Annotated in this window: 21 protein-coding genes, 1 pseudogene and 1 riboswitch; of the genes and pseudogenes, 14 read left to right on the top strand and 8 right to left on the bottom strand. The window is 37.4% G+C overall.

All coding sequences use genetic code 11. The features are described from left to right. Positions 1-162 precede the first annotated feature (162 nt). Positions 163-531 carry an XRE family transcriptional regulator gene (locus LRP83_RS07425; RefSeq protein ID WP_230496062.1) on the bottom strand — a complete coding sequence of 123 codons (369 nt, stop codon included), beginning with the start codon at positions 529-531 and terminating at the stop codon, positions 163-165. A gap of 492 nt (positions 532-1,023) precedes the next feature. Here LRP83_RS07425 and LRP83_RS07420 point away from each other — a divergent pair, with 492 nt between their 5' ends. Further along, positions 1,024-2,106: a hypothetical protein gene (locus LRP83_RS07420; protein ID WP_230496061.1), complete on the top strand. Its 1,083-nt coding sequence runs from the start codon at positions 1,024-1,026 to the stop codon at positions 2,104-2,106. Positions 2,107-2,659: 553 nt separating this feature from the next. On the opposite strand, the gene LRP83_RS07415 is transcribed toward LRP83_RS07420, so the two are convergent. Beyond that, positions 2,660-2,857 carry a hypothetical protein gene (locus LRP83_RS07415; protein ID WP_230496060.1) on the bottom strand — a complete coding sequence of 66 codons (198 nt, stop codon included), beginning with the start codon at positions 2,855-2,857 and terminating at the stop codon, positions 2,660-2,662. Between the two features lie 629 nt (positions 2,858-3,486). Between LRP83_RS07415 and LRP83_RS07410 the strand changes: the two genes are divergently transcribed. The 7 genes from LRP83_RS07410 to LRP83_RS07380 all read left to right on the top strand — a co-directional run bounded on the left by LRP83_RS07410 (position 3,487) and on the right by LRP83_RS07380 (position 7,860). Beyond that, positions 3,487-4,593, top strand: a complete 1,107-nt coding sequence (locus LRP83_RS07410) for a hypothetical protein (RefSeq protein ID WP_230496059.1) — start codon at positions 3,487-3,489, stop codon at positions 4,591-4,593. A 176-nt stretch (positions 4,594-4,769) separates the two neighbouring features. Further along, a complete protein-coding gene (locus LRP83_RS07405; protein ID WP_230496058.1) occupies positions 4,770-5,408 on the top strand; it encodes a hypothetical protein in 639 nt (212 codons plus the stop codon). Positions 5,409-5,432: 24 nt separating this feature from the next. Continuing rightward, positions 5,433-6,002: a signal peptidase I gene (gene lepB, locus LRP83_RS07400; RefSeq protein ID WP_230496057.1), complete on the top strand. Its 570-nt coding sequence runs from the start codon at positions 5,433-5,435 to the stop codon at positions 6,000-6,002. A gap of 25 nt (positions 6,003-6,027) precedes the next feature. After that, positions 6,028-6,675, top strand: a complete 648-nt coding sequence (locus LRP83_RS07395) for a hypothetical protein (RefSeq protein WP_230496056.1) — start codon at positions 6,028-6,030, stop codon at positions 6,673-6,675. A gap of 174 nt (positions 6,676-6,849) precedes the next feature. Next, complete coding sequence (locus LRP83_RS07390; RefSeq protein ID WP_230496055.1) at positions 6,850-7,152, top strand: DUF5658 family protein; 303 nt, start codon at positions 6,850-6,852, stop codon at positions 7,150-7,152. A gap of 46 nt (positions 7,153-7,198) precedes the next feature. After that, positions 7,199-7,372, top strand: a complete 174-nt coding sequence (locus LRP83_RS07385) for a hypothetical protein (protein WP_230496054.1) — start codon at positions 7,199-7,201, stop codon at positions 7,370-7,372. A gap of 158 nt (positions 7,373-7,530) precedes the next feature. Next, on the top strand, positions 7,531-7,860 hold the full coding sequence (locus tag LRP83_RS07380) for a helix-turn-helix domain-containing protein (protein WP_230496053.1): 330 nt from the start codon (positions 7,531-7,533) through the stop codon (positions 7,858-7,860). 169 nt (positions 7,861-8,029) lie between these two features. Here LRP83_RS07380 and sinI read toward each other — a convergent pair whose 3' ends face one another. Next, the gene (sinI, locus tag LRP83_RS07375; RefSeq protein ID WP_230496052.1) at positions 8,030-8,167 is read right to left on the bottom strand and encodes a DNA-binding anti-repressor SinI; all 138 of its coding nucleotides are present in this window, start codon (positions 8,165-8,167) and stop codon (positions 8,030-8,032) included. A 38-nt stretch (positions 8,168-8,205) separates the two neighbouring features. Beyond that, a riboswitch (cyclic di-GMP riboswitch) is annotated at positions 8,206-8,304 on the bottom strand. A gap of 381 nt (positions 8,305-8,685) precedes the next feature. Between sinI and LRP83_RS07370 the strand changes: the two genes are divergently transcribed. After that, the gene (locus LRP83_RS07370; protein ID WP_230496051.1) at positions 8,686-17,130 is read left to right on the top strand and encodes a fibronectin type III domain-containing protein; all 8,445 of its coding nucleotides are present in this window, start codon (positions 8,686-8,688) and stop codon (positions 17,128-17,130) included. Between the two features lie 459 nt (positions 17,131-17,589). Here the strand turns inward: LRP83_RS07370 and LRP83_RS07365 are convergent, their stop codons facing one another. The 3 genes and pseudogenes from LRP83_RS07365 to LRP83_RS07355 all read right to left on the bottom strand — a co-directional run. Next, positions 17,590-17,748 carry a hypothetical protein gene (locus LRP83_RS07365; protein ID WP_230496050.1) on the bottom strand — a complete coding sequence of 53 codons (159 nt, stop codon included), beginning with the start codon at positions 17,746-17,748 and terminating at the stop codon, positions 17,590-17,592. Positions 17,749-17,771: 23 nt separating this feature from the next. Next, on the bottom strand, positions 17,772-17,936 hold the full coding sequence (locus tag LRP83_RS07360) for an ATP-binding protein (RefSeq protein WP_230496049.1): 165 nt from the start codon (positions 17,934-17,936) through the stop codon (positions 17,772-17,774). 193 nt (positions 17,937-18,129) lie between these two features. Next, positions 18,130-18,291 (bottom strand): annotated as a pseudogene (locus tag LRP83_RS07355) (histidine kinase dimerization/phospho-acceptor domain-containing protein); the annotation flags it as partial. Between the two features lie 319 nt (positions 18,292-18,610). On the opposite strand from LRP83_RS07355, the gene LRP83_RS07350 reads away from it, so the two are divergent. Genes LRP83_RS07350 through LRP83_RS07335 form a run of 4 tightly spaced genes read left to right on the top strand, consistent with a single transcriptional unit; the run spans position 18,611 to position 22,237 of the window. Next, entirely contained in the window at positions 18,611-19,561 is a 951-nt protein-coding gene (locus tag LRP83_RS07350) for an ABC transporter permease (RefSeq protein WP_230496048.1), read from the top strand. Beyond that, the gene (locus LRP83_RS07345) at positions 19,554-20,504 is read left to right on the top strand and encodes an iron chelate uptake ABC transporter family permease subunit (RefSeq protein WP_230496047.1); all 951 of its coding nucleotides are present in this window, start codon (positions 19,554-19,556) and stop codon (positions 20,502-20,504) included. Before LRP83_RS07350 ends, LRP83_RS07345 begins: the two co-directional genes overlap by 8 nt. Beyond that, entirely contained in the window at positions 20,501-21,262 is a 762-nt protein-coding gene (locus tag LRP83_RS07340) for an iron ABC transporter ATP-binding protein (RefSeq protein ID WP_230496046.1), read from the top strand. Before LRP83_RS07345 ends, LRP83_RS07340 begins: the two co-directional genes overlap by 4 nt. Positions 21,263-21,286: 24 nt before the next feature. After that, positions 21,287-22,237, top strand: coding sequence for a siderophore ABC transporter substrate-binding protein (locus tag LRP83_RS07335; protein WP_230496045.1), 951 nt, complete (start codon positions 21,287-21,289; stop codon positions 22,235-22,237). Between the two features lie 179 nt (positions 22,238-22,416). On the opposite strand, the gene LRP83_RS07330 is transcribed toward LRP83_RS07335, so the two are convergent. Together LRP83_RS07330 and LRP83_RS07325 are read right to left on the bottom strand one after the other, a co-directional pair. Then, a complete protein-coding gene (locus LRP83_RS07330) occupies positions 22,417-23,709 on the bottom strand; it encodes an outer membrane protein assembly factor BamB family protein (protein ID WP_230496044.1) in 1,293 nt (430 codons plus the stop codon). Between the two features lie 80 nt (positions 23,710-23,789). Beyond that, positions 23,790-24,761 (bottom strand): DUF3895 domain-containing protein, encoded by a 972-nt coding sequence (locus LRP83_RS07325; RefSeq protein WP_230496043.1) that lies wholly within the window; start codon positions 24,759-24,761, stop codon positions 23,790-23,792. Between the two features lie 196 nt (positions 24,762-24,957). Between LRP83_RS07325 and LRP83_RS07320 the strand changes: the two genes are divergently transcribed. Beyond that, complete coding sequence (locus LRP83_RS07320; RefSeq protein ID WP_230496042.1) at positions 24,958-25,968, top strand: serine hydrolase domain-containing protein; 1,011 nt, start codon at positions 24,958-24,960, stop codon at positions 25,966-25,968. Positions 25,969-26,160 lie beyond the last annotated feature (192 nt).

Here is a 26,160-nt window from a genome sequence, read left to right as displayed (position 1 = left end):
GGAAGAGTGGGATATTTATGTTCCTATTTAGTATTTTTCACACCTTGAATAAGAGGCATTCTCTGGAATTGAGAATATATAGAATGTTGTAAACTTATAGAATCCTCTTTCTTCTAATTTTACTGATTTTTTATCACTTCAGTTTTTATACCTCTTTCACTATTAAGTATCTTCCTTAGATCCGGATGACCTACTATTATTAATTTGTAAATGTTTAAAACGAATATAATCACTTAACTCCTTAAAATCCTCTTTACTCATTCCTTTCTCTATTGCTCTTTTAATGAGTACTTCCCAGTCTCGATCTAACTGTTCGTTATTGCAGATGTCCTCATGTTCAACGCCTATCAAGTCATCTAATGTTGCATCCAGTGTTCTCGCCAGCTTTGATAGGAGATGAAGTGAGGGATTTACCTGTAGATTTCTCTCAATTTGACTTAGATAGGATTTTGAAATACCTGCTCGCATAGCTAATTGAGAAATGGAATATCCTTTCTTTTCTCGTAAACGTCTGATTCGTAACCCAATCATAGTTCTCTCCTTATAGTTATTTGTAGATATTTATACACGTTCATTATAAAGTATAATTCGTTCAAAATAAAATACGAAAAAGTGAGGGAAAGCGAGATATAACGGGAAAATGAACAAAAAACGTTCTTTATATAGAATAAACGGCGCGATTTGGAGTTTTTTTAATTTGTAAATGTATCATATACTCAATTTATAAGTTCGTTACAAAGAACAAATGTTCAAATATAAAAGAAATAGGAAGGGGGAAAACGCTAGTCATTGATTATACCCAGCAGTCGTCAGTACATACAAGAATGATGTATACAACCTTGTTGCAGTATGAGAAAGAGGCTCAATCATTCGAAAAGTAAGACACAGTCATTCAACGGTGATTGAGCAAAAGATATTAGTAGTAAGTTATAGGCATAAAAGTTAGTAACTATCATATTAGAAAGTTCTTTGTAAAGAATGGAATAAAATATAAAATCTAAAAAAAATTAAGGAGAGAACAAAATGAAAAAATTCACTTTGAAAAGTAAAATCGTTACTGGAGTAGTTGTAGCTAGCGTTATCGGATCTTCAACGTTTGCATTTGCAAATACAAATGCTGGAACACAATTCACTGCTTGGGGTCAAACGCAAATTAATGCAGCAAAAACCGCTGTTCAAACGGACTTAGCCGGTAAACTAGCAACTCAACAAGCAGCAATTAGTTCAAAAGCTGCTACTGATAAAGCTGCTGCAGAAGGAAGAATTAATCAAGCTGGAACTGATGAAAAGGCTGATACAAAAACTAAAATTGAAGATAAATTAGCTGCGCATGTTGCTTCACTTGGTACTGCCTTACAAGCGTTTTTAGCTGCCATTGGCGATGATTTTGATACTTTAGTATCAACTTCTAACTCTAATACTACAAGTACATTAAACCATCAGTATAATCAATTAAATACTGATATTACAACTGTATTAAATGCTGCAAAAGCAACAAATGTAAACAGTGTCACTGAGCAATCTTTATTAGTAAAAGGTAAAGCAACAGCTGATTTAATCATAGAAATTAACCGCGTGAAGAGTGAATTAGCTGCTAGAGTGAATAGTGAAAAAGCTACTGCTACAACTGAAGTGACAAATCACTTAACTAGTGAAGTAGCTCGAATAAATGATCTATTAGACTCCTTAATCTCAGGTCTAGAAACTAATGCTAAGGCTGATATTGCTGCAGCTGGATTAGCTGTAGAAACAAGTGCATTTGCTAACTTTGAAAGAGTCATCAATCTAATTGAAAATAATAATCCTATTAAAGTGGATAAACAAAAATTGACAGTGTCTAACAATTTAACTCCTGATGGAAAAATTAAATGGAGTGTAGAAAATAAAAATGAGTTCGATATTGTTTATAAATGGAAGCATGTGTCTTCGGAGGCAGGGGGGGTACAAGAAACTGTATATGCAGAAGGTAGAGCTAATGCAGATAGAGGCGAGAGCGTATTCTATACTTCTCCTTCCGATAAGAATGGAAAAGTAATAATCGAGTGGTTAGACGAAAAGGGTAATAAGCAATCGGCTGAAATGAACGAACCCAATAATCCTAGATAAAAAATTTTTTAGGTAATTATTAAAAGCGGAGGGGAAGAGTTTACCTTTTCCTCTGCTTTTGATTTCGACAACAGAATTTGATTTTGTTCATTGTTTCTTTTGAAGTTTTTTCTTGCCGATTTTTATATAAGATACATATAGAAAGTAACTGACTGTAAATTATTCTTTAATTCGATAAAACAAGCATTTTCTATAGAAGAATTTAAACCCCTGAAGTTTTTGCTTCTAAAATTAATTGAATCCATTTTTGTCTTATCCCACTTTGAACCCCGTAATTCTACTCACTATTCCCCCAAAAATATAAAATGTATTGGTAAGGATTTTTCTGTACTGACTTTGTTCTTTACTATTGGCCAGCAATCTAGTCAAGCTTTATAGTATGTTTAACAAAACACCCCACTTTTCTATGCGAAGAGTGGGATGTTTATGTTTTAATAAAATAAATATTATACCTAAGTATGAAGCATTTTTAGAAGTTGAGAATGTATAGCATGTTGTTAATGTTCTAAAGTCCATTTTCCTCCAATTTTTACTGTAGTTTTTTGTAGCTCTTTCATTTCAATAACTCTTCGTTTGATCCTGATGGTTTACAATTATTAATTTGTTGTGAATTTTTAAAACGAATAAAACCACTTAACTCCTTAAACTCTTCTTTACTCCTCCCTTTGTCTATTGCTCTTTTAACGAGTATTGCCCAGTCTTGGTCTAATTGTTCGTTATTATGAATGTACTCTTGTTCTACGCCTATCAAATCATCTAATGTCGCATCCAGTGATATCGCTAGTTTTGAAAGGAGCTAGAGAAAGGGATTAACCTGTAGATTCCTTTCAATTTGACTTAGATAAGATTTTGAAATACCTGCACGTTTTACTAATCCAGAAATGACATCTAATTCGTAACCCAATCATAGTTATCTCTTTATAGTTATTTGTGTTTGTTCATTATAATGAATAAAACGTTCAAGATAAAATACAAAATAGTGAGAATTAATGAGATAAAACGAGAAAACGAACGAAAAGTGTTCTTTATACAGAAAAAACAGCGGAATTTGGAGTTTTTCATATTCTCAAATGTATCATATACTCAACTTGTGAGTTCGTTAAAGAGAACAAACGATTAAAGAAAAGAGAAAAGGGGGTAATTTAGTAGTTACTGATTATACCTAAGGGTCGGCGATACATACAAGAATGATATATACATCCTAGTTGCAGTTTGAGTAAAAGGCTCAATCATTCGAAAAGTAATGCGTAGTCATAATGTTTTTCAATGGTGATTGATCAAAAGTGTTAGTAGTAATAGAGGAAGCAAGTATATTAATAGTTCTATCTAAAGAACAAAATAATATACGAAAAACTATAAAAATTTTAAGGAGAGAACAAAATGAAAAAATTCACTTTGAAAAGTAAAATCGTTACTGGAGTAGTTGTAGCTAGCGTTATCGGATCTTCAACGTTTGCATTTGCAAATACAAATGCTGGAACACAATTCACTACATGGGGTCAAGCGCAAATTAATGCAGCAAAAACCGCCGTTCAAACTGACTTAGCTGGTAAACTACAAACTGCACAAAATTCAATTAGTTCAAAAGCTGCTACTGATAAAGCTGCTGCAGAAGGAAGAATTAATCAAGCTGGAACTGATGAAAAGGCTGATACAAAATCTAAGATTGAAGCTAGATTGGCTGAGCATGTAGCTTCACTTGGCGCTGCACTTCAAACATTCTTAGATGCCATTGGCGGTGATTTTGATACTTTAGTATCAACATCTAACTCTAATACTACAAGTACATTAAACCATCAGTATAATCAATTATCTGCTGATATTACAACTGTATTAAATGCTGCACAAACTCGTAACGTTGAAGATGTTACTGAGCAATCTTTATTAGTAAAAGGTAAAGCAACAGCTGATTTAATCATAGAAATTAACCGCGTGAAGGCTGAATTGACTGCTAGAGTAAATAGTGAAAAAGCAACAGCTACTCAAGAAGTAACTGATTACTTAACAGGGGAAGTATCTCGTATCAATGGCCAATTGGACGCTTTAATCGCTGGTCTTGAAACTGCTGCTAAAAACGCTATCGCTGCTGCTGGTCAATCAGTAGAAGACAGTGCTTTTGCTAACTTTGAAAGAGTTATCAGCCAAACAGGTGTTCAAACTCCAATCGTAGTTGATCCACAAAAACTAGACTGGAAATTTGAAAATCCTAGAGATGGAAAGATGAAGTTTGAAGTTACAAATGGAAATGCGTTTGATGTTGTGTTCGAATATGAATTTTTAACTCCTGGAAAGCCTAATAACACAGGTGTATCTGAAACTCCTCATGTAGCAGCTCCAGGAAAAACTACACTGTACTTTGATGTTAACAAGCTTCTTGGCCTTGACCGTAGTGCAGTATTGGTAATCAGATACCTAGATGAGAATGGTAACTTCAAATATGCTACAGAAGTACAACTTGGAGATCTAGTTGATTTTCCAAATGAATAATTCATTGTAACGCAATGATGAGGCAGAGGATTCAGCTTTTCCTCTGCCTTTTATAAATTTAACAAAATTAGTATTGTTTCCCTGTAGATTTCATAACTATAAGAGAAAGTTTTTCTAGATAAATAGCATTACATTAGAAAAGTTGGCGATTGAGACTACTTAAAAGGAGGTAAAGTATGAGGCTTTCTAGGGTAACCAAACATAAAATTAAAAAAAAGCAAATAATAGTTTTCTCTTCAATCAAGAGCACTTCAAATAATGTTCTAAAAAGAGTATTAATTACTACCGCTATAACTGGGTCAATTTTTTTAACATCAAACATAGCATTTGCAGATGTAGGACTTTCGGATTATCTAAAAAAATGGTACTTAGACCGTGTAACTGAAGTTGAAGAGACCCTTACTTCCTCAATCGAAACAGAAGCAACTAATCAAAAGGCAATCTTGCTAAAACAAGTAAGAGAAGAAACAGAAAAATCTATCGCAGTGATTCAACAATATGCTGCGGATACACAAAGTTCTATCCAAGCTAATATCGAGAAAAAAGCAAATGAAACAATGGAAGCGATAAAGTCTGGGATAGATGCTGATGTTGAGCAAACAAAACAGCTAATTGATGAACAAGCAAAAAAAGATTCAGAGATAAATAATTTGCAGGATAATGCTGAAGAAACAGAAACCACTCCTAAAGAAGAAAATAATCCATCTACGGATGGACTAGAGGAAAGTACCGTTGATACTAAAGTTGAGAATGGACAAGAAATGCAAAACCCAGATGAAAGCATTATTGGCCCAATAGAAAATCCAAATAATTAACATGAGTAAAATGAGGGTGGGATTATGGAAAATACAGTACTAAAGGAAGACAATTATGATATTAAACAAACGAGTAAAAAAAGCGCTATTTTGGAATGGGTTAAATTTGGTTTCTTTTTATTGTTAATTGTTTTCCTGATTCGCCATAGTATTGGGATTACTACTGTAAGTGGTTTTTCTATGCAACCAACATTCCATGATGGAAATGTGGTTTTTGAAGAGAAAGTTAGTAAATACTTTACCTCCCCTGAGTTAGGTGATGTTGTCATCATAAATAAAAGGGAACAAGGCTATAAAATTATTAAAAGAGTTCTAGGTGTCGAGGGAGATACAATTGAAATTAAGAATGGAATTGTGTTTGTAAATCAAGAGGCTGTACCAGAAGTGATGACAGAAGGTGTATCAAACGATATGGCAACTGTTATAGTACCAGAGGATCATATTTTTGTTATGGGAGATAACAGAGCTCCAGGTGAAAGCATTGATAGTAGAGATCCAAGTGTAGGGCCGATGCCTTTATCGAGCCTTGATGGGTATGTACTGTTCTCATTAAATCCTTTGGGATCAATTCCAAAACCAATTAATCTTAATTAGTAACAAAGAACTGAGGGATATAGGAATGAAAAAAAAGATCATCAAAATATCGCTATTTATTATGGGAGTTCTATTTAGTGTTAGTACAGTTTATGCAGCATCAGATGCCTATCAGAATTTCATTGATTGGGCAAATCAAGAGAAGAACAAAGCTCAAATTCAATTAAAAACGAATTTAGATGTATCCGTGGAGAAAGAGATAGCGATACTAAATGAAAAAACAAATCACCTAATAAGTGAATCAAATAAAGATACTTCTAATATGAGAATGACAGAAATGGAAGACACCAAAAATGCTATCAATAGTACACTTGCAAATCATCAATATAATTTAGAGTTAAGCGCGAGTGAGATTAGTAAGAATAGTACTGACGATTTTTCTGAAATCGCTAAAAAGGTGAATATTCAGTCCAGCGGAATCTTAAATACCATTGAAACCGATTATCATGACGAAGTGAATAAAATTACATACAACACATTTGATAAAGCTTCGGTTAAAGAAAACAAACTGAAGTCAGCGAAAAATTTAAGAGAAGAAATAAAATTGACACGATCTACAATTAACCAATTAAAAAAGGATCAAGCAGGAGAAGAAAATCAACACATTAAGGATTATATTCAAAGAAAGATAGACCTCCTTGAGAAGCTTATTACTCTCCTCAAGGAGAAGTAATTCTATTAATTATTAATTATCTTTCAAAGATAGGGGAAATTCGTGCAGTGGTACTACCTAATTTCAATTAATACTGGCCTCCGCACCTTATTCTGAGCAAAAGAGTAAGCATCCCCCTCAGATTAATGAGAATAAAAATGTAAATAATCCTAGTAAAAGGATGTGTTAATTTCTATGTTTTTTTTATTCATGTACCTAGCCTTCATCAATTTCCTAGACGGAGCAGCAACTTACTTTGGATTAAGAGCAAACGCCATTGAAGAAGCAAATCCAATTATGAGACAACTATATGATACAGACCCATTTTTATTTTTAGCAGTTAAAATTGCCTTATCTATTTTACTAATCCTAGTTTATATGATGATCAAAGAACCAAAAACCAATCTTGTTCGAAATCTAGCATTTGTTTCTTCTATTATATATACATTTGTTTGCTTCAAACATTATTACTGGATTTCTCTTATTGTTACGATGTAGGAGTTTCCACTAATACATATATTAATAGAAGAAAAGAGGAAAATATGTGTACAAAAAACAATGCCCGAGCTGTAAGCAGCCATCTTTTGGTAAAAGTAAGGACGAAATGTGGATTTGTCCCGTTTGTCAATTGGACATAACCGATATTCCAGCCCAAGTGGCCACTACTAATAAACATATGAATAAACTACTTAACGAGTTAGTCAAAAAAATGGGCTAACTTTTTTTGTGTTCAAAAAGGGAAGAATACGTCAAATATATTACGATTAATGCAAATCATTCAATCTTTTAGTGAAATTAATGTTCTTTATATGGAACTTTTTATACATTCTGTTATAATTAATGATAATAACTAACTAGTAAAAGTGAGTGAAATCTATGATTGGTGAACGCGTTAAACAACTTCGAAAAGAGAAAAAAATGTCTATGTCCGAATTGGCTGAACAAGCAGGAGTGGCCAAGTCTTATTTAAGTGCTTTAGAACGAAACTTACAGAGCAATCCTTCTGTTCAATTTTTAGAAAAATTAGCTGGTGTATTGGGGGTGTCGGTTGATTACTTCTTACATGATTCAATCGATAAAGGTGAATTAGATCATGACTGGATGAACTTGGTTAAGGATGCAATGGAGTCAGGTGTTTCCAAGGATCAATTTCGCGAATTCTTGGAATTTAACAGATGGAAAATTAAACAGGATAAAAATGAATAGGCTAGTCGTCAAAAAAAGAGTATTCCTTTTAAAAGGAATACTCTTTGTCGTTAGCTTTGTCATTTTTATTTTTATAAAGACCTCACAAACTTAACGACACATATGATACTGCTAGTATATATCTTGAGGTATGAAGGTAAGTGTATTGAGTGTGAGTGTCCTTCAGAATTTAGTTGTTCACGCTGATTTCTTTCATTTTCTTCTCTTCTAGAAATTCTTTAACCATGTTGATATCCATTCCTAAAACTCTTGCTTCCATGATTAGTTGAATCCATTCTTTGTCTAATTCTGCCACGTTACCTTTCATTCTTTCCACCATATCTCCCCCAAAATACATACTGTATCCTAGGCAGCCCAGCCATCATCGTAATGTTAACGAGCAACATTTACATTAGACCTGTAACTTTGCGCCCCTACCTTTCGATAGGTTAGCCCTTTTCTAGATGTGCTACTTAAGTATTAGTATAAGTTTATTATAGCTAGTTCTTTATGATTAGTATGTTATAATCTGTCGGAATATTCTAATTCCTACCATATTTCTTCCAACAATTACTGGCAAAAAGTTACATTTTTTGATTAATAAGCTAATTATCATTAAAAATAAAAAACTAGAATGCTAATAATTTGTCGAATTTTTTAATTCTGAATTATTCTAAACAGAATTTGTTTTGTGGATTTATATGCTTCCTTTGCCCTACAACCTGGCTATCCTTTTACATCTCCTTCCAAATTCCGACACAAAATCCAACAGGAAAAAAGTATGATTATTATTATTAATTAGTTATGTTTTTATGGGAGTTTATTCATGTGAAATGGAGGGGAATTATGGCGAGAATGGGCGGTAGGTTGAAGCGAAAGTCACGGTTTAGGATTTTGTGTGCCTTATTGATTGTTAGTTTAGTTTTTAGTTTAGTATCACCTGCATATGCAACTAGTTCTAAATCGGGTGCCACAAAAGAGCAAGCACAGCTATTGACGAATGTTCTGAATCAGTTGCAGTCACAGGTTCCGTTAACAGATGGTGCTGAACCTTTTCAGTGGAATCGGATTGATCAAGTGAATTTAACTTCCTCTGGTACAACTCCCTTTGGTGGCTGGAGCTTTAAACCTTCCATTAATGGGGATGGACGTTATGTTGTTTTTGAATCAGATTCGGGATTCATTGAAGGGAGAAATTACATTCAATTTGAGGCTTATGTTCATGATCGGTTGAAGGGAACCACTGAACTGATAAGCAAAGCGGTGGATGATTCGATTGCCAATGGAAGAAGTGGTAATGCTTCGATTAGTGCGGATGGTAATTTTGTCGCTTTTGAATCGAATGCTAGCAATTTAGTAGAGAATGACAACAATAACACGGGTGATATTTTTGTCAGAGACTTAAGGAATCAGGTGACGGAGAGAGTAAGTGTCTCGTCTACTGGAGTAGAGGCAGATAACGCCGTCTTAAATGCTAGTCCATCGATTAGTGGGGATGGACGTTATGTCGTTTTCAATTCTTTAGCTACTAATTTAATAGATGGAAAACCAGTCGAGTCGTTTAATTCCTATATGTACATTCGCGATCGTCTGACGAATACGACGATAAGAGTGACTAATCCATCTACGGGTGAACCGGTTGAAGGTTATAATCCGAAAATTTCTGAGAATGGGAAATATCTTGTGTTTGAATCACCTTCTATGGATTTGGTTCCGGATGATTTCAATTTTTTAAATGATGTTTTTGTTTATACGCTTGAAACGGGTTTAATTGATCGTGTTAGTCTCACTTCGTTAGGTGAAGAGGCCGATGGCAGTAGTTATTCTCCAACCATTAGCGCAGATGGTCAGACGATTGCCTTTGTTTCCACGGCCAAAAACTTAGTAAATGGCTCCTCAATTGGTAACATCGATCGCCTATTTCTTCATCATCGGTTAACTGGCCAAACCGAGCATATTACGGTAGGAGTAGGTGGAGTTGAACCGGACGATCATAGTAGTCGACCGATGGTTAGTGGTGATGGTCGTTATGTCATCTTCCAATCTAGTGCCAACAATTTAGTTGATGGTGATTTCGCGGATCCGAATCGAACGTTTGGAGATCAAAATGATGTGTTTGTTTATGATTCAGTAACAAAACACACAGAACGGGTTGTCTTTCCAATGGACGGTCAAGTACTTAATGGGGCTAGCTCATTTCCAGCCATTAATAGCGACGGTAAGGTAGTTACCTTCCAATCAAAAGCTAATACATTAGTTCCTAATGATCCAAGTCTTTTTTCAGATGATATTTTTGTTTCTTTTGATAAAAAAGATGTGCCAGTCTGGCCGGTGGATCGAGTGATATCGTTAACGGATATTAGCCAAAATTCGGTTACGTTGAATTGGCCCTTATTAGAAAATCAAGGGGTACTTGGGTACCGAATTTATCAGGATGATCGAAAAATTGGTTTTGTCGAGGCTACTGTTCATTCTTTTAAAGTGAATGGGTTGGATCCTACGAAGCAATATCGCTTTAAAATAGAAGCGGTTAATCAATCGTATAATAGTAGTCAAAATGGTCCGGCCTTAACGACGGCAACAGAAGATAAGCAAGCACCGGTTTGGCCAGTTGGGACAAAATTAAATTTAGATTCCGTTAGTCCGACATCGGTTACGTTTAGTTGGACGCCAGCACAGGATAATATTCGGGTGAATTATTATGAGGTTTATGAAGTATTGAATGAGCAAACTCATTCGGTGCGAGCCCTTGCTTCGACGCCAATGACGTTTATTCATTTAACAGATTTAACTCCCGAAAAAGAGTACAAATTGGTCGTTCGGGCAAGGGATGAAGCAGGAAACTGGAGTGAGTATAGTCCGTTATTCACAGTTAAAACGTTAAAAGAAGATACAGGCACAATGGTATCCGCCTTATTTGTAGACGTTTTGCCTGGTGGAAAAGCTGATCTACGTTGGGTAGCGGATGAGAATACCAATGTTCAAGTCTATGAAATTTGGAGGGGCAAAGGAAGCGAAAATCCAACGCTTATTACCTCTATAGAATCTTCCCAAACTACCTATCTAGACAGTGGTTTGTTGGCGGAAACGGAATATACGTATCAGGTGATTGGAAAAGATGAGATAGGAAACGAAACGTATCGGACGAAACTTGTACAGATTACGACGGCGGTTTTATCTATTTCTTCATTTAAGTGGTTTGTGAATTCAACTAAAGGATATGCATTACAGAATGGAACGCTCACTCTTACTTTAAAAGGGGATTCCAATTATACAGGTGAAGCCTTATTAACCTACAAAACGGTAGATGATGAAAATATCGCTTTGGAACAGAGAATTATTTTAACAGAAAAATCATCAGGAACTTATGAAGGTAGTTATCAACTTCCAACTGGAGTAACTGAGCTAACGAGTTTAGTTGCTTCTTTATCGGATTCGGCTGGACATGTGATTACAAAGAAAGCTGAAAATTGGGAGCAACCGATTAAGACAACTGGTTCGTTGTCAGTGGATTTAACCTTTAATGGAGAGATTGGTAATTATCTAGAAGGTGCCCAGTTGGTAGCTTGGAGTGAAACAAAACGCAGTGGTAGTAATGTGAAACTTACTGAACTGAGCTCTTATCGTATAAATCAGTTAATTCCAGCAGAGGATTATACAGTTAGGTTACTTTTAGCCAATGGAAAAATGCTAGGAGATGTAACGAACGTAAAGGTACTGTCCGGTCGAACAGACCATGCGACCTTAGCGATGGAACTTCCTGCAGAATTACAATTAGTCGTGAAAAACCTTAGCGGCGAACCTATACCGCATGTTGAATGGACGTTACTGGACGAAAATGATCAATTTATTCGGTATTTAACTACGGATGCTAGCGGACGAACCACGAAGATAGGTGGATTTGTTGCCAATCAAAAGCTGAAGGCGCAGATTCATTTGTATGATCAACCCTATTATTCTAGTAGCTATGATATTACGCTCGGGTCTTTTAATAATGTAAAAGAGATCATTCTAACTCCTTTTATAAAAGGAAAATTACAAGGTCAAGTGACAGACATGGATGGGAAACCGCTCGCTCATATATCAATTTTCGGAAATCAAATAATAGATGAGCGCCATTTTTATTTTAAAACAACGACGGATGCCGATGGTAAATATAGTCTCGACTTATATGAGGGGATGGTTGATCTCCAGTTTACTAGTCAGGATCAGAAAATTCTAGGTTTATATGGTCAACAAATGGTGATAAAGGGAAATGAGACGAACTCTCTGCAAACCAAACTAGAAACGATGGGTGAAGGAGAGGTAGATTTAAAGGTATATACCAAATTTATCGGTCAAAATTGGGAAGGCCCTTTTAATGTCGATCAATTATTTAAAGAGAACTATCAAATTCAAGTTAGAAATAAATGGAGATACGTATGGGGTGACGAACCATTGCCACCATCTGTTCGTGTCAAAGGGTTTATCGGTGATGTGATTGAAGTTTGCGTCTCCCATCCTTTCCTAGGAACCGCTTGTGAAGAAACAACTATTGATGAGAACCGAAATGCCAGTGTCACCGTCAATATTGAAGAACGGGGTGGACGAATTGAGGGGAACGTTGTTAATGGTGCAACAGGGAAGGCGATTGGAAATTGGTCAGGTATGTTATATAAATATAACCCAGACCAAAATAATTGGTACCAATCCCAAGGGGTCTATCCTTCTGGAATCAAGTTATCTACCAATGTATGGGAAGCAGGGCAATACAAACTAGAAATAGAGCACACCAATTCTGCGAATGTTAAAAGCTTTGCCCAAACTGAATTTACTGTTCAAAATGGAGAGATTAAACAGTTAAACAACATTGTTTTGCATGCTGAAGGTGTGTTCAGTGGTCAACCAGGAAATTACTTCACGTCGATTCCAAGTGTGACTACACCTGGCAGACTAGTCACTTTATACGGTTCATTCCAGCATAAACAGGATTTACCATATGAGGATGTTACCTTACTTTTAGAGATTCCGAATGGAACGACCTTTAGGGAAGGGAGTGTAATGATAAACGGGAAGATCCCAGCGGAAAGGCAGATTTTTTACAATGCCAATCAAAAACGATATGAAGTGACATTGGATGAAGTGAAACCAAATGAGGAGTCTACCGTTCGCTATCAAATTCAGTTGAATAAGGATTTGACAGAGGCTGAGATTGGCGCGACATTGCGTCTTCGTTTTAACGATCAAACTGGGGTCTCTAAAGAAGAGATTATTGGCTCTGCCTTTGTTCGTGCACCGCAAATCACTTTAAATGCGATGGAAAATGTTTCAACCGATACTAATCTACCTATTTCCGGAAGAGCCCCGGCGGATAGCGAGGTTCTCGTTTATGCGGGAAGTGCTCTTTTAGGCAAAACGAAGGCCATTTCTACTGGAATTTGGTCGTTGAAGGTAGATTTACCGGATGTAGGTAGTCCAAGGCAACACAAGCTGCGGGCGGAGACGGTGATTGATGAGACGATCTATCGTTCAAAAGTAGTAAATGTTTTTTATGATAAAGAACGACCAAATCTCGTTTCCTTAACGCTCGTTCAAGCCAATGGAAAAAAAGTCGATATAGATCCTACCAAGGGAGTGGCACGTTTCCCATTTGTGGTCAATCCTAAATTGCCCATTCAATTCGAGATTCGTTTTACTGATCCGAATAAAGTTGAAAATGTTGAATTGCATATGGGGGAATCGTTCGAATTAGCGACTTTAGAAGAAGGCGTTTATAAAGGCTCGGTGCTAATTCAAGGTCGTGTCGGTGATCTATATGTCACCTATGACACCGTAAAGGTACGTAAGAAAATAGAACCGATTGAAACGAAGGAACAGCTTGAAATTGCGCTAGAAGAATTCCAACAAAATCTTCCTAACGAAGTGAAGGGTAATAAAGCAGAGAATATTACCTTCGCCGAAGAGGATGGAATTTTTAAAACGTCTATGGATATTACCAGTCCTAACACAGATGCAGATTTGAAGCTGAATATGAGCTATGAACCAGGTATCAGCTACACACCTACGGAGGAGGACCTTGCCTTTTCTCAAGCATATGGGGTCGATATTTATGATTTAAACTATGACCTAGACGAAGAAAATGGCGTGTATCGAGTAAAGATGTCAGCGTTATTCCCAGAAATCGCACAGGCTTCTGCGTTTATTGAGAAAATGACACCGGCGAATCGGGCTGCTGTTAACGGCTTCACATCCAATGTAGCTGCCAATACAACTGCTGCTGCGGCTGGTACGTTGACGAAAATCGTGATTGATTATACGTTGAAAGGCACCGATTTAACCTTAAAAGGTGTTGATGCGTATGGTGCTGGGGCTAGTTTTGGTAGCTTGGCGGAAAATATTGCACGAATTGAAGTGCTTTTAGAACAATTGGCCCAATGCCCAAGTGGTCCTGTTGCTGACTTTTTAAAAGGAACGCTAGACCAAGCGATGGCATATGAAGTCATCAAATGGAGTACGGCAATCGCATCTGCTGGAATTGGGGCAGCAGCCACTTTAGGTACAGGCGGAATTGCCTTTCCGGTTGGAGTAGCCCTCTTTGCCGCTGGACAAATAATAGGTAATGGACTAGATGCTTCCATGGCTAAACGAATGCAGTTGGCAGAGGATATGGTTGCGAAGCAATTGCAAAAATGTGAGGAGCCAGATGATGGAGGTTCTACTTCTGGTGGTAAAAGGAAACCAAAGAATGGGCCAGGTGGCGGTGGACCAGTTGCTTCCCCAGTATACGTTTTTGACCCTAGTGGCTATGTTTATGAGGCGATAGAAAGTAATCGATTAGAAGGTGTAACGGCTACCGTGTTAACGAAAAATCCGGTAACGAACCTTTGGGAAAAATGGGATGCAGAATGGTTTGAACAGATTAACCCACAAGAAACCGATCCATATGGTCGCTACGGCTGGGATGTTCCAGAGGGCTTATGGCAAGTGGTCTATGAAAAAGAAGGCTACGAATCGACAAAGAGTGCAGAATTGAAAGTACAACCTCCTCATTTTGACGTTAATATTGGAATGGTTTCTTACGCTCCACCTCAAGTAGAATCGCTACGAGCTGTCTCGGTAGCGAATGGTGAAGATTATATCGAGGTGACGCTGTCTAAATTTATCGATGTGGATAGTTTGGTTGATTCAACGATATCTGTGCAGTCTCCAACAGGGGTGTTGACCGGTGAGGTAACAGCGTACCAAAAAGAGCAAGAAGCGGTTATCAAAAAATTAACTCGTGTGATTCGATTTGTGCCTACAGGAGATTTATCGGTGGGAGACTCCTATTCGGTAAGCGTGAATGCGAGTACGATTTTTAGCTATTCTGGTGTAGGGATGGAGAATAATTTTACCCGTTCGGTTGTGGTTGAAGCGCAAGATGTTACGGCTCCAGCCCTAATCTCGACTAGTGTCGACCCTTCAGGTACGCTGATTCGCCTAACTTTTGATCAATCCTTAGATAGAACTCAATCTCTTGACCTCAATGGGTTTACATTAGAAGGAACAACGGCTGTACCGAAGGTCGTAAGCTTTGATGTCCTAGATCATTCCCGTACAAAAATCATTATGAATCTGGCAGGAAGGATTCGGTCTGATGAACATGTGACAGTGGGAATGACTGCTGGAATGGTTCGAAATCAGGCAGGCAATGGCAATGCTCCGATTCGTAAAGCGGTAACGAATCAGGTGTTGTCAACTAGAGCTGAGTTGAGTAATCTCATGTTTACGCAAGGAAAGCTTTCACCTTCATTTGATGCGAAAACAAAAGAGTACACGTTAACGGTAGGTAAAGGTTTGACGCAGATTGTGCTGCATGCCACTTTAGCGGATGCAAAAGCTCAAATCAAGGTCAATGGATTACCGTTGGCGAGCGGTGTGAAGAGAACCTTTGCTATAACAGCGGATGAAACGTTGATTACCTTGTATATTAGAGCGGAAGATAAAAAGACGGTGGATAGTTATACGGTAAAAGTAGTTCGGTCTGATATGGTACAGGAAGAGCCGAATAACTCAACCATACCGGAATCGAGTGGGCCGGTGGTAGCGGGAGCCATCATTAATGGTGTGCAAGCGGATATTACCCATTGGTTCCACCAAAAGCTGTTCGTTAACGAGAAAGATGAAAAGAGTCTTCGGGTTGATTTAAACAATGATGCATTTGAGTTACTATCCAAATTATCGACAGTGAAACAAGCGATTGTGGATCTAACAAAGACACAGGAAAATATCTCCTTTTTCATATCGGCACAAGCAATGCATATACTAATTGAAAAGGAAATTCAGTTGGTTGTGAAAACTGGAAAGGCCAATTTGTTGGTTTTACCAGATGCAGATGAGTATAAGTCTTTAATGAAAAAACTTGGTGTGAATGAAAAGGATATCATGTTGCGAATTATGATTTCGAATCAAGGTAGTGCTACTCCTACATCTTTTACAGCTTTTTCAGAGAAGGTACACATTTCCTTTGAGTTAGCAGCGGGAACAAAAGTAGTTCCGATGGAATTTTTGAATGGTAATGGACTACAGGTAGAAATGCTATTGAAGCAAGAGAAGGCAGTGAAGGATGGTCGTAAGCTTGGAGTGTACGTTTATGATGATGAAAATGCGCAATGGAAGTACATTCGAAGTAAAAACGAAGCGGCTGTAAAAGGGAAGATGACCTTTGTGGCAATCGCCTCAGGCGTATATCAAATCATGGAATATCAAAAATCGTTTGCCGATATTCAAAAACACTGGGCGAAAGAGGATATTGAATCACTAGCCTCCAAGCATGTGGTAATCGGCAGTAACGATCACTATATTCCTAACGCCAAAATCACGAGAATTCAATTTGCTGCGATGTTATTGAGGTCACTTGGAATAACCGAATATAAGGGCGGCGAAAGCTCCTTCCATGATGTTAAACCAGGTCATTGGGCTTTTGGAATCGCTGAGGCCGTTACCCGGGCAGGCTTCATAAATGTTTCTGAAGCTGGAATGTTTAAACCAAATGAATTTATTACACGCGAAGAAATGGTTATCACTCTCATACGTGCTATCGAAAGTGAAACAGGCGAAATCCACCTGTCAGAGAGCGAACAACAAAAAATCTTAAACACTTTTAAGGAACAAAGCCAATTAAATAAGATGGCAAAAGAAAGCTTTGCCAAAGCCATCCATCTACAAATTATTATTGGCGTTCATAACCAACTTCTTCCGCATGACACTAGTACTCGGGCTCAAGCAGCGGTTACTTTACGAAGGTTGATGCAGGAGTTGGGGATATTGTAGGCAAAGAAGCATGGGGACGGTTCTTATGCCTCATTCCTAAAGATTATTTAAGAAACTATAAAGCTTAAGAGCCATACTTTTAAGATGCATTAAATAAAAGAATCGCATGCTGGATGCAATATGCAATCCATTATGCGATTCTTTTATTTAGTTAACTCCTTACTAGCTATTACTTTTAGAGTGGGGCAGCAGAACCGTCCCCGTGCCTCAATATGCTCAACATTACCTGGAAGCATGGGGACGGTTCTCATGCCTCATTCCTAGTTTATATAAGGAACAATATGCATATGCCTATACTCCTCATTCTACGACTCCTTTTCAAAGAAAGGCTACTTGAAATAAAAGGGATGAAAGTGAGTCGTCAGAACTGTACGCGTGCTTCCTGTTACGCATTAGAGAGAATAATCCACAACCTGTTTATACATGAGAAGAAGCATGAGGATGGTCCCCACGCTTCACTTAGTTGAAAATTTGATTTAATTTAGATATCATCATATCTGTTTTTCCAGAAATGATATGCAGTAGCTGATTGTCCTTAAATATAGCCACTGTAATAATTTCTAATGCTTCAGATATTACTTGATAAGAGATTTCTACTGTCTCTTGATGATCATTCAATTATGATTCTCTCCTTTGCAAATCTATGTATTAGGATGAATAGGTAACCAGATATGAAAGGTAGTCCCTTTTCCTACCTCACTTTGGACGGAAATCCGGCCTTTATGGTGATGGATAATCGTGAATACTTGGGTAAGACCCATACCAGTTCCATTGCTTTTCGTTGTAAAGAAGGGGGTACCTAGCATCGTTAGGTTTTCTTCTGGTATGCCGTTTCCAGTATCGGTGATTTTCAGGTTGTAGTCGCCATTCATTAAATAAGTAAGAAATAGAATCTATTTCTTGGCACAGATTAATGGGTACGGACGGTTCATCATGAAAATCTGATTTTGTCACATTTAATAAATTTGTTAATGTACTTAAAGCCTTATCAAGCTCTTGCTCCATGGTCAGAATGTATCGATGATTAATTTCTTCGTTTAATAGCTTTAGAAATCCTTTAACAGCTGTAAATGGATTTCTCACCTCATGTGCAATACCTGCGGCAAGAATCTGAACACAATTTGTTGAAGGTGTATGAATTTCTATCTCTCTACTAAACATATATTTTACCTCAATACTAATATTTTTAATTTTCCCAAAGAAATAGCATACCTATATTATATAAGCACAATAAGGTAAGAGGATTGAATTGAAAAAGGTTGTGCCAAGTTTTCTTGAAAGAGAAATTTTGGCACAACCTTTTTCGCTTGAGGTCAAGTAACCACGTTCAAACTTTCTTCAAATTTAGAAAAGTCAGTGAAAAATATTCTCAATTAGGATTGACTTAAGTATTCATAGTGCTATAATCAACATTGTAAAAGTGATAATGATTTTCACTATCATTATTTAAGAATAGAATAAAGAAAAGTTGGAGAAAGCCATGAAGAAACGATATTTATTAATAGCGCTTGTTGTCCTTTCTGTCACTTCATTGTTTGTTGGTGTAAGTAGTATTTCAGTAAAGGATTTGTTGGATTTTGAATCAGATGAGATGCAAATATTCCTTGTTAGTCGAGTTCCTCGATTGGTAGCAATCCTACTTGCGGGAGCGGGAATGAGTATCGCCGGACTTATTATGCAGCAGCTAAGTCGCAACAAATTTGTCTCGCCGACAACCGCTGGAACGCTAGATGCAACTAGGCTTGGAATTTTGGTTTCAATGCTTTTATTTGCCAACGCGACGATGCTTGAAAAAATGGCTGTGGCCTTTGTTTTTGCCCTATTAGGAACGTTTGCATTCATGCATATACTGGACCGAATTAAATTTAAAGATGCTATTTTCATTCCGCTAGTCGGCTTAATGTTCGGAAATATTTTGTCCTCGGCTACAACGTTTTTTGCATACCGCGCTGATGTCATTCAAAATATGTCTGCATGGCTGCAAGGCGATTTTTCGATGATTATGAAGGGGCGCTATGAGCTACTTTATATCAGTATCCCCGTGTTAATTATCGCCTATCTTTATGCCAACCGCTTTACCGTGGCTGGGATGGGGGAGGATTTCTCAAAAAATCTTGGGCTGGCCTACCGTAGTGTCGTCAATATCGGCCTAATCCTCGTGGCACTTATAACAACAACTGTAGTGTTAACGGTTGGGATTATCCCGTTCCTTGGCTTAATTATCCCGAATATCGTTTCCATTTTTAAAGGCGATCATTTGCAAAAAACATTGCCACACACTGCTCTTTTAGGGGCTATCTTTTTACTAGTTTGCGATATTTTAGGTCGTTTACTTATTTATCCTTATGAGATTTCCATCAGCCTGATGGTTGGGGTCATCGGAAGTGGGATTTTCTTATTTTTACTATTTTGGAGGAAGGCATATGCGTAACTCAGTGAGAATGGCAATCCTTATCATCATCGCTGCGGGATGCTGTGCAATCTATTTGTTTCATGATTTGAATGGGAGCTTTGATTATGCGTTGCCAAGGCGTGCAACGAAGGTTATCGCCATGGTTCTTACCGGACTAACCATCGCCTATGCGACCGTAGTTTTTCAAACGATTACTCATAACCGAATATTAACACCAAGTATTATGGGGCTAGATTCTCTTTACCTCTTATTACAAACGGTTGTCATTTTCTTTTTAGGCTCGGACCATCTGATTGTCGTGAATAAACAAGTCAACTTTATGATATCCGTAGTCGCGATGATTGTTTTCGCCCTTTTAATCTATCAATTATTATTTAAAAAAGGCGGCCAATCGATTTACTTTTTATTATTAGTTGGAATTATTGTCGGAACGTTTTTCTCTAGTATTTCCACTTTTTTTCAAGTGTTAATTGATCCAAACGAATTTCAGATTGTTCAAGACCGTATGTTTGCGAGCTTTAACAATATCAATGGTGACCTCGTATGGCTTGCCGTCGTTATTGTAGCCGTGTTAATGATATATGCTTGGCGTTTTGTGAAATATTTAGATGTGCTATCCCTCGGTCGTGAAACGGCGATCAACCTTGGTGTGCCGTATGATGCCATCGTCAAAAGAATGCTCGTTCTTGTCGCGGTGTTCATTTCGATTTCAACTGCTTTAGTCGGACCGATTACCTTCTTCGGATTAATCGTCGCGAACCTAAGCTACCAATTTTTCAAAACGTACAAACACAGTGTGTTAATTAGCGGAGCTGTTTTCATGAGTGTGATTGCTTTAGTCGGCGGCCAGTGGATTGTCGAACGTGTCTTTACGTTTTCAACGACACTCAGTGTCATCATCAATTTCATTGGTGGCGTCTATTTCATTTATTTACTGCTGAAGGAGAGGAAGGCATCGTGATTAAAGTTAAAGCTTTATCGAAATTTTATGGGAAGAAATCAGTCGTGGAAGATGTGACGGTTGATATTTTACCAGAAAAAATTACGAGTTTCATCGGACCAAATGGTGCTGGTAAATCCACCTTGCTTTCCATGGTCAGCCGTTTGTTAGATGCCGATACTGGTGAAGTGTTGATTGACCAAACCGATGTGAAAAAAATGAAATCGAATGAGTTTGCGAAACGGGTATCGATTTTAAAACAGTCCAATTATATGAATGTGCGACTGACAATTCGAGAGCTCGTCTCCTTCGGTCGATTCCCTTACTCGAAGGGACGCTTAACCGATGAGGATGAAAAAATCGTAAATCAGTCGTTAGAGTATATGGTCCTAACCGATATGCAGGATAGATATTTAGATGAGTTATCAGGTGGGCAACGACAACGAGCGTTTATCGCGATGGTTATTGCACAGGATACCGAGTACATATTACTCGATGAACCGCTCAATAATTTAGACATGAAGCACTCGGTGCAAATAATGAAAATCTTGCGTCGACTGGTGGACGAGCTTGGAAAAACTGTCATCATTGTCCTCCATGATATTAATTTTGCCTCGGTTTACTCCGATCAAATTGTAGCGATGAAGGATGGTAAAGTGGTGAAGAATGGCCCAACCAAAGAAATCATTCAGTCTGATGCATTAAAGGAAATTTACGATATGGATATTCCGATCCAAGAAATGAACAACTGTCGAATTTGTGTGTATTTTAGTTCTTAAAAAAACTGTTAGGAGTGTTACTATATGAAAAAGTGTAATTTGTTAATGGTGATTTTGGCAATGGTGCTAATACTTGCAGCATGTGGATCAAAGGATGAAGGTCAGTCGGAAAAAGCTTCAGGTGAAGGAGCAAAGGTTACCGAAGAAATGACGATTCCTCATAAATACGGAGAAGCCGTTATTAAAAAGAATCCTGAAAAAGTAGTCGTATTTGACTTTGGTATTTTAGATACATTAGACGAATTAGGCATTGAAGTAACAGGTATACCGCAAACAACAATTCCGACTTATCTAGAAAAATATGCTGCTGATACCTATACGAATGTGGGTAGCTTAAAAGAGCCGGATTTTGAAGCAATTCATGCGATGCAACCAGATGTTATCTTTATTTCAGCTCGTCAAGCTGAATTGTATGAAGAGTTTGCTGACATTGCCCCAACTGTTTTTGTTGAATTAGACTATGCGAACTACATGGAATCCTTTGAGAAAAACATGAACTTAATCGGTAAGATTTTTGGAAAAGAAGACGTTGTCGCTTCTGAAATTAAGGAAATCAATGCTGGAATCGAAGCGTTAAAAGAAAAAACGACTGCTCTCAATAAAAAAGGATTAATTTTACTAGCGAACGAAGGAAAAGTTAGTGCATACGGACCAGGTTCACGCTTCGGTATTATTCATGATGTATTTGGCTTTGGTGCTGCTGATGAGGGTATTGAAGTTTCCACACATGGACAAAGCATTACATTTGAATACGTATTAGAAACAAATCCTGACGTATTATTCGTCATCGACCGTAACACAGCAGTCGGCGCAGACGCAGCTGCAAAAGACACCATTGAAAATGAACTAGTTCAAAAAACAACTGCATTCAAAGAAGGAAAAATTATCTACCTAGAGCCAAATAACTGGTACTTAAGCGGCGGCGGGTTACAATCAATGAAAGTTATGATGAGCGAAATTGAGGGTTCGTTATAAGCCGAAAAGTAGGATCGTTATATTGTAGAAACTAGTATGGATTTGTATCAGGCTGTTGGGGAGTAGGGTGCTGATAGCGTAAATACAAAGTAATATAGCTGAATAAAGCAAAAAAGGGAGTTAATCTAAGTGATCAACTTCCTTTTCTTTGCTTGATGGGGGGAGTACCTCCCCACACATTATTTTAATAAATAATATGACTTCTTGTTAGTCGAAGAAGCTTCCTCGATAATCGGCACGTTTGCTTTTTGGATTTTTCCTTGAATAGGAAATTGATAGGTTGGGAAATAGTAGCTTCCCCAGCCGGTTCGGTAGGTAATGGCGCCTGTTCTTTTGTTTAAGCCCCAAATCCTATTGTTAAATAATACGATATCATTTTTGAAAAAGTATTCCTTAGTAGGGTTCATGATTTTACTAATGAAAAATAAGTTATCTCCTGAAACAACAGTCCCCATGCTGTTATATCCTTGATGTTTAAAGTACCAGAGCAATTTACCACTATCATTAAACGTATACATACGCCCACTAAAGTCATAGCCAATAGATGTTTTCGCATCGATATATTCATTGGTTGATAGAATCGCAAGGTCCTGGTCAAAGGTTAACTCAAGGAAAAATCCTGTATAAGGCTTGGACCATGCCAGTTTAAATTGAGCATCGTACATGCGTAAGCTCTCAACATAGGTATTACTATCTGTAGAGGATAAATAAACTTGACCTTTTGGAGAAAAATATGGTTTACCATATAAGGTTGTATCCTTAATTAAGAGGGTTTTAGCGCCTTTTGAATCAAAGGAAACTAAACCATTGAAATGATCCGTGACATAGATTTTCCCTTTATATAGAACTGGCGGATGGGTGACTAACCCAGCTCCTTTTGTCCAAAGGACTTTCCCTGTTTTCACCGAAATGGCCGTTACTCGGGAATATAATTTACCTGGATTTGTTCCACCCTCTTGAAGACGCTCGAATGAGCGATCCGTCACAACGTAGAGGATATCTCCAGAGCGGATATATTCATAGCCATTCATATTAATAGAGCCATTTAATTCTGCTCGCGCTACCGTTTTACCTTGAGTATTTAAGACGATCAGGGTGGACGGGCCATTAATGGATGAATTTGGATTACCCTCATCTAGAAAAATCAAATTCCCCTCAACGGTTAGCAGGCCAACACCTCCATGGTAATTCTTTTTCCATAAGGTTTTCCCATTCTTCTTGGCGATGACATGACTAGTGATCGCATAGCCAATATCTTTTCTTTCAAAATAAACACTGACCCCGTTGTCAGTGGTTTCATATGTATCCTTGAGAGGTATGAAATACTCCTTTAACTGGGGATGACTTTTGGGATTGGTAATGGGCACCTTTGAAACTTTAGCACTAGCAATCGTAGCAGTGTGCCCTCCAATGAAACTAAATAATAATGCAAAGGTAATAAGTAAAGCCAATCTTTTAGTTAGTTGAAACAACGTTAAATTCCCTCCTATTCCAATATAATACTAATCTTATAGGATTATATTGGAAAAGTCAGGGAATGTGCTTCACGCTTCTATTTGAATAACTTATAAAATCGATCCTCATGACCATTAATATCCTCAAGATAAAGTTCCCCTTGTGATACTAACCCCTCAAGAAAAAAACAAACATAAGGATAAATCTTAGGTTTGCCAGTTATGTATCTTTGATTGGCAACTATGTGGTTCTTAATTAAAAGCTCACAAATAACTCGTGTACTAGATACGGTTCTTAGATATTGCAATATTTTATCCTTTATTGGGCCAGATAAATTATTGATAGGAAGTGATTCCGTTGTAGGGGATTGTGCCTCTTTTTCCTCAAATAAATCAAACTCAAATGAAACTTGGTCATCTTCCATTGGACTATCGAAATCCCAATTAAACTCTTTCTTTACTTCCGGAACATCCTGTTTAATAGATTCTCTCTCATCCCTAAATTGACTCACTAGTTTTCTTAAATGCTGAATGTGCCGATCTAATAGCGGAACTTGGTTATCAAGATGATTACGAATCTCCTTCGGGAAAGTAAACCCATCAGGGATGAAAAGTTTCGTATCATTTAAACTCCAATTCCTTTTTATCTTAGAAAGGAGATCATCCATTTCATAATCAATTGCTGAAAATCCCTTTTTAATGGCGCTAACAATCTCAGCTGGAATACCTGTATGTTCCTCAAAATGGGTAATCCCAAATCGTCTGATTTCATTCGTACTTTTATGTTTAACAATATATTGATGCCGTAGAGGTCTTCCACATTCACAAGGAGTTTCTGAATTGATAAAACCATTGTCAATATAGTCTTCAAGTACCCACTCATCTAATAGCATTTCAATGTCTTCAATTGAAGCTTCGCTAGGTAAAACCAGGCCTTTATCCTTTGCCATTTCATTAGCAAATGTTGTTTTTTTACCTCTTTTAACATGCTCTAGGATGAAGGTTCTTTGTTGATCTGTTAGTAAAGAGAGTAGCGATTCACGTTCATCTACAGTTAATACAAGATTCATTTGTCTGCTCCTTACTTATCTTTTTGCCGTTGCTTAATTATAATACTCTGCTAGCCTTTTGGGGAGAGTGTTTATATCGAATGTGGTCAGTTAGATTGGAAACTAACAAGTTCTTCTACAATTTCCCAAAATATCATTTATAATGAAAATAACTAGAGCGGCAAAATCTAAAAATCGTTAGAATGAGAGGGGAAAAATGAATCTTACTAACATAGATAAATTAATAGAAGAAACACAATTTTCAGGGGCTATTAGTATAAAGAAGGATCATACAGTCATTATGGAGGCAGCTGCTGGTTATTCTAATCGCTCGGATGAACAATTGAATCGGATTGATACTCGCTTTGGAATTGCATCAGGTTGCAAACTGTTCACAGCCGTGGCGATAGCTCAACTAGTAGAGAGTGGCAAAATTTCCTTTGATACCAAAATGAAGGACTGCTTAGATGTAGAATTTCCCCATTACGATGAGAATGTCACTATTCACCATCTTTTAACACATAGCTCAGGGATAGCTGACTATTTTGATGAAGATATAATGGACGATTTTGAAGAGCTATGGAAGCACACTCCTATGTATCTATTAAAAAGTTTAAAGGATTTTCTTCCTTTGTTTCAGAATGAAAAAATGAAGTTCAAGCCAGGGGAGAAATTTCATTATAATAATGCAGGCTTCATTGTATTGGGATTGATTGTGGAGCAGCAAACTGGCCTCCCTTTTACAGACTATGTCGAAAAAAATATCTTCCAACGTTGTGGCATGAAGGATTCAGGCTACTTTTCATTAGATCAGCTACCGAAAAACGCTGCCTTAGGTTACATCGACCATGAAGACGGAACATGGAAAGTAAATACCTACTCCATTCCGATCAAAGGTGGCTCCGATGGTGGGGCATATGTAACTGCGCCTGATATGATAAGGTTTTGGGAAGCCTTGATGAGTTATCAGCTATTAAGTGAAGATTCTACCAACATACTATTAACCCCACACATTGGAGTAAAACAGGATGTAGAGTATGGATATGGAATTTGGATCAACAAACGAAATAATCGGATTTTCAAGTACCATGTTATGGGCTATGACCCAGGAGTGTGCTTCCATTCAGCCGTGTATCCTGAGCTTGGATTGAAAGTTACCATTCCTTCTAACCATTCTTCTGGAGCTTTTCAGGTATTGAAGGTGATTGAAGAGAGCTTATTTACTTAGCTTATTTTTCAGAAGGATAGTTTATTAAATGGCGATTACATGTGTACTTAAATCTAACTTTTCAAGGTTTCAAAAACAACGATGAGGTGTAAAAATACACATGAATATAACATGTATAAAATTATATCTATCATTGAACCATACCCATGCCTCATAAAAAGGAAGGGAGTTGATATACTTAGATCAACTCCC

The sequence above is a fragment of the Pseudoneobacillus rhizosphaerae genome, from assembly GCF_917563885.1.
GTDB lineage: Bacteria > Bacillota > Bacilli > Bacillales > Cytobacillaceae > Pseudoneobacillus > Pseudoneobacillus rhizosphaerae.
Note: the sequence above shows the minus strand (reverse complement) of the source record. Positions and strands in the feature narration are given on the sequence as shown.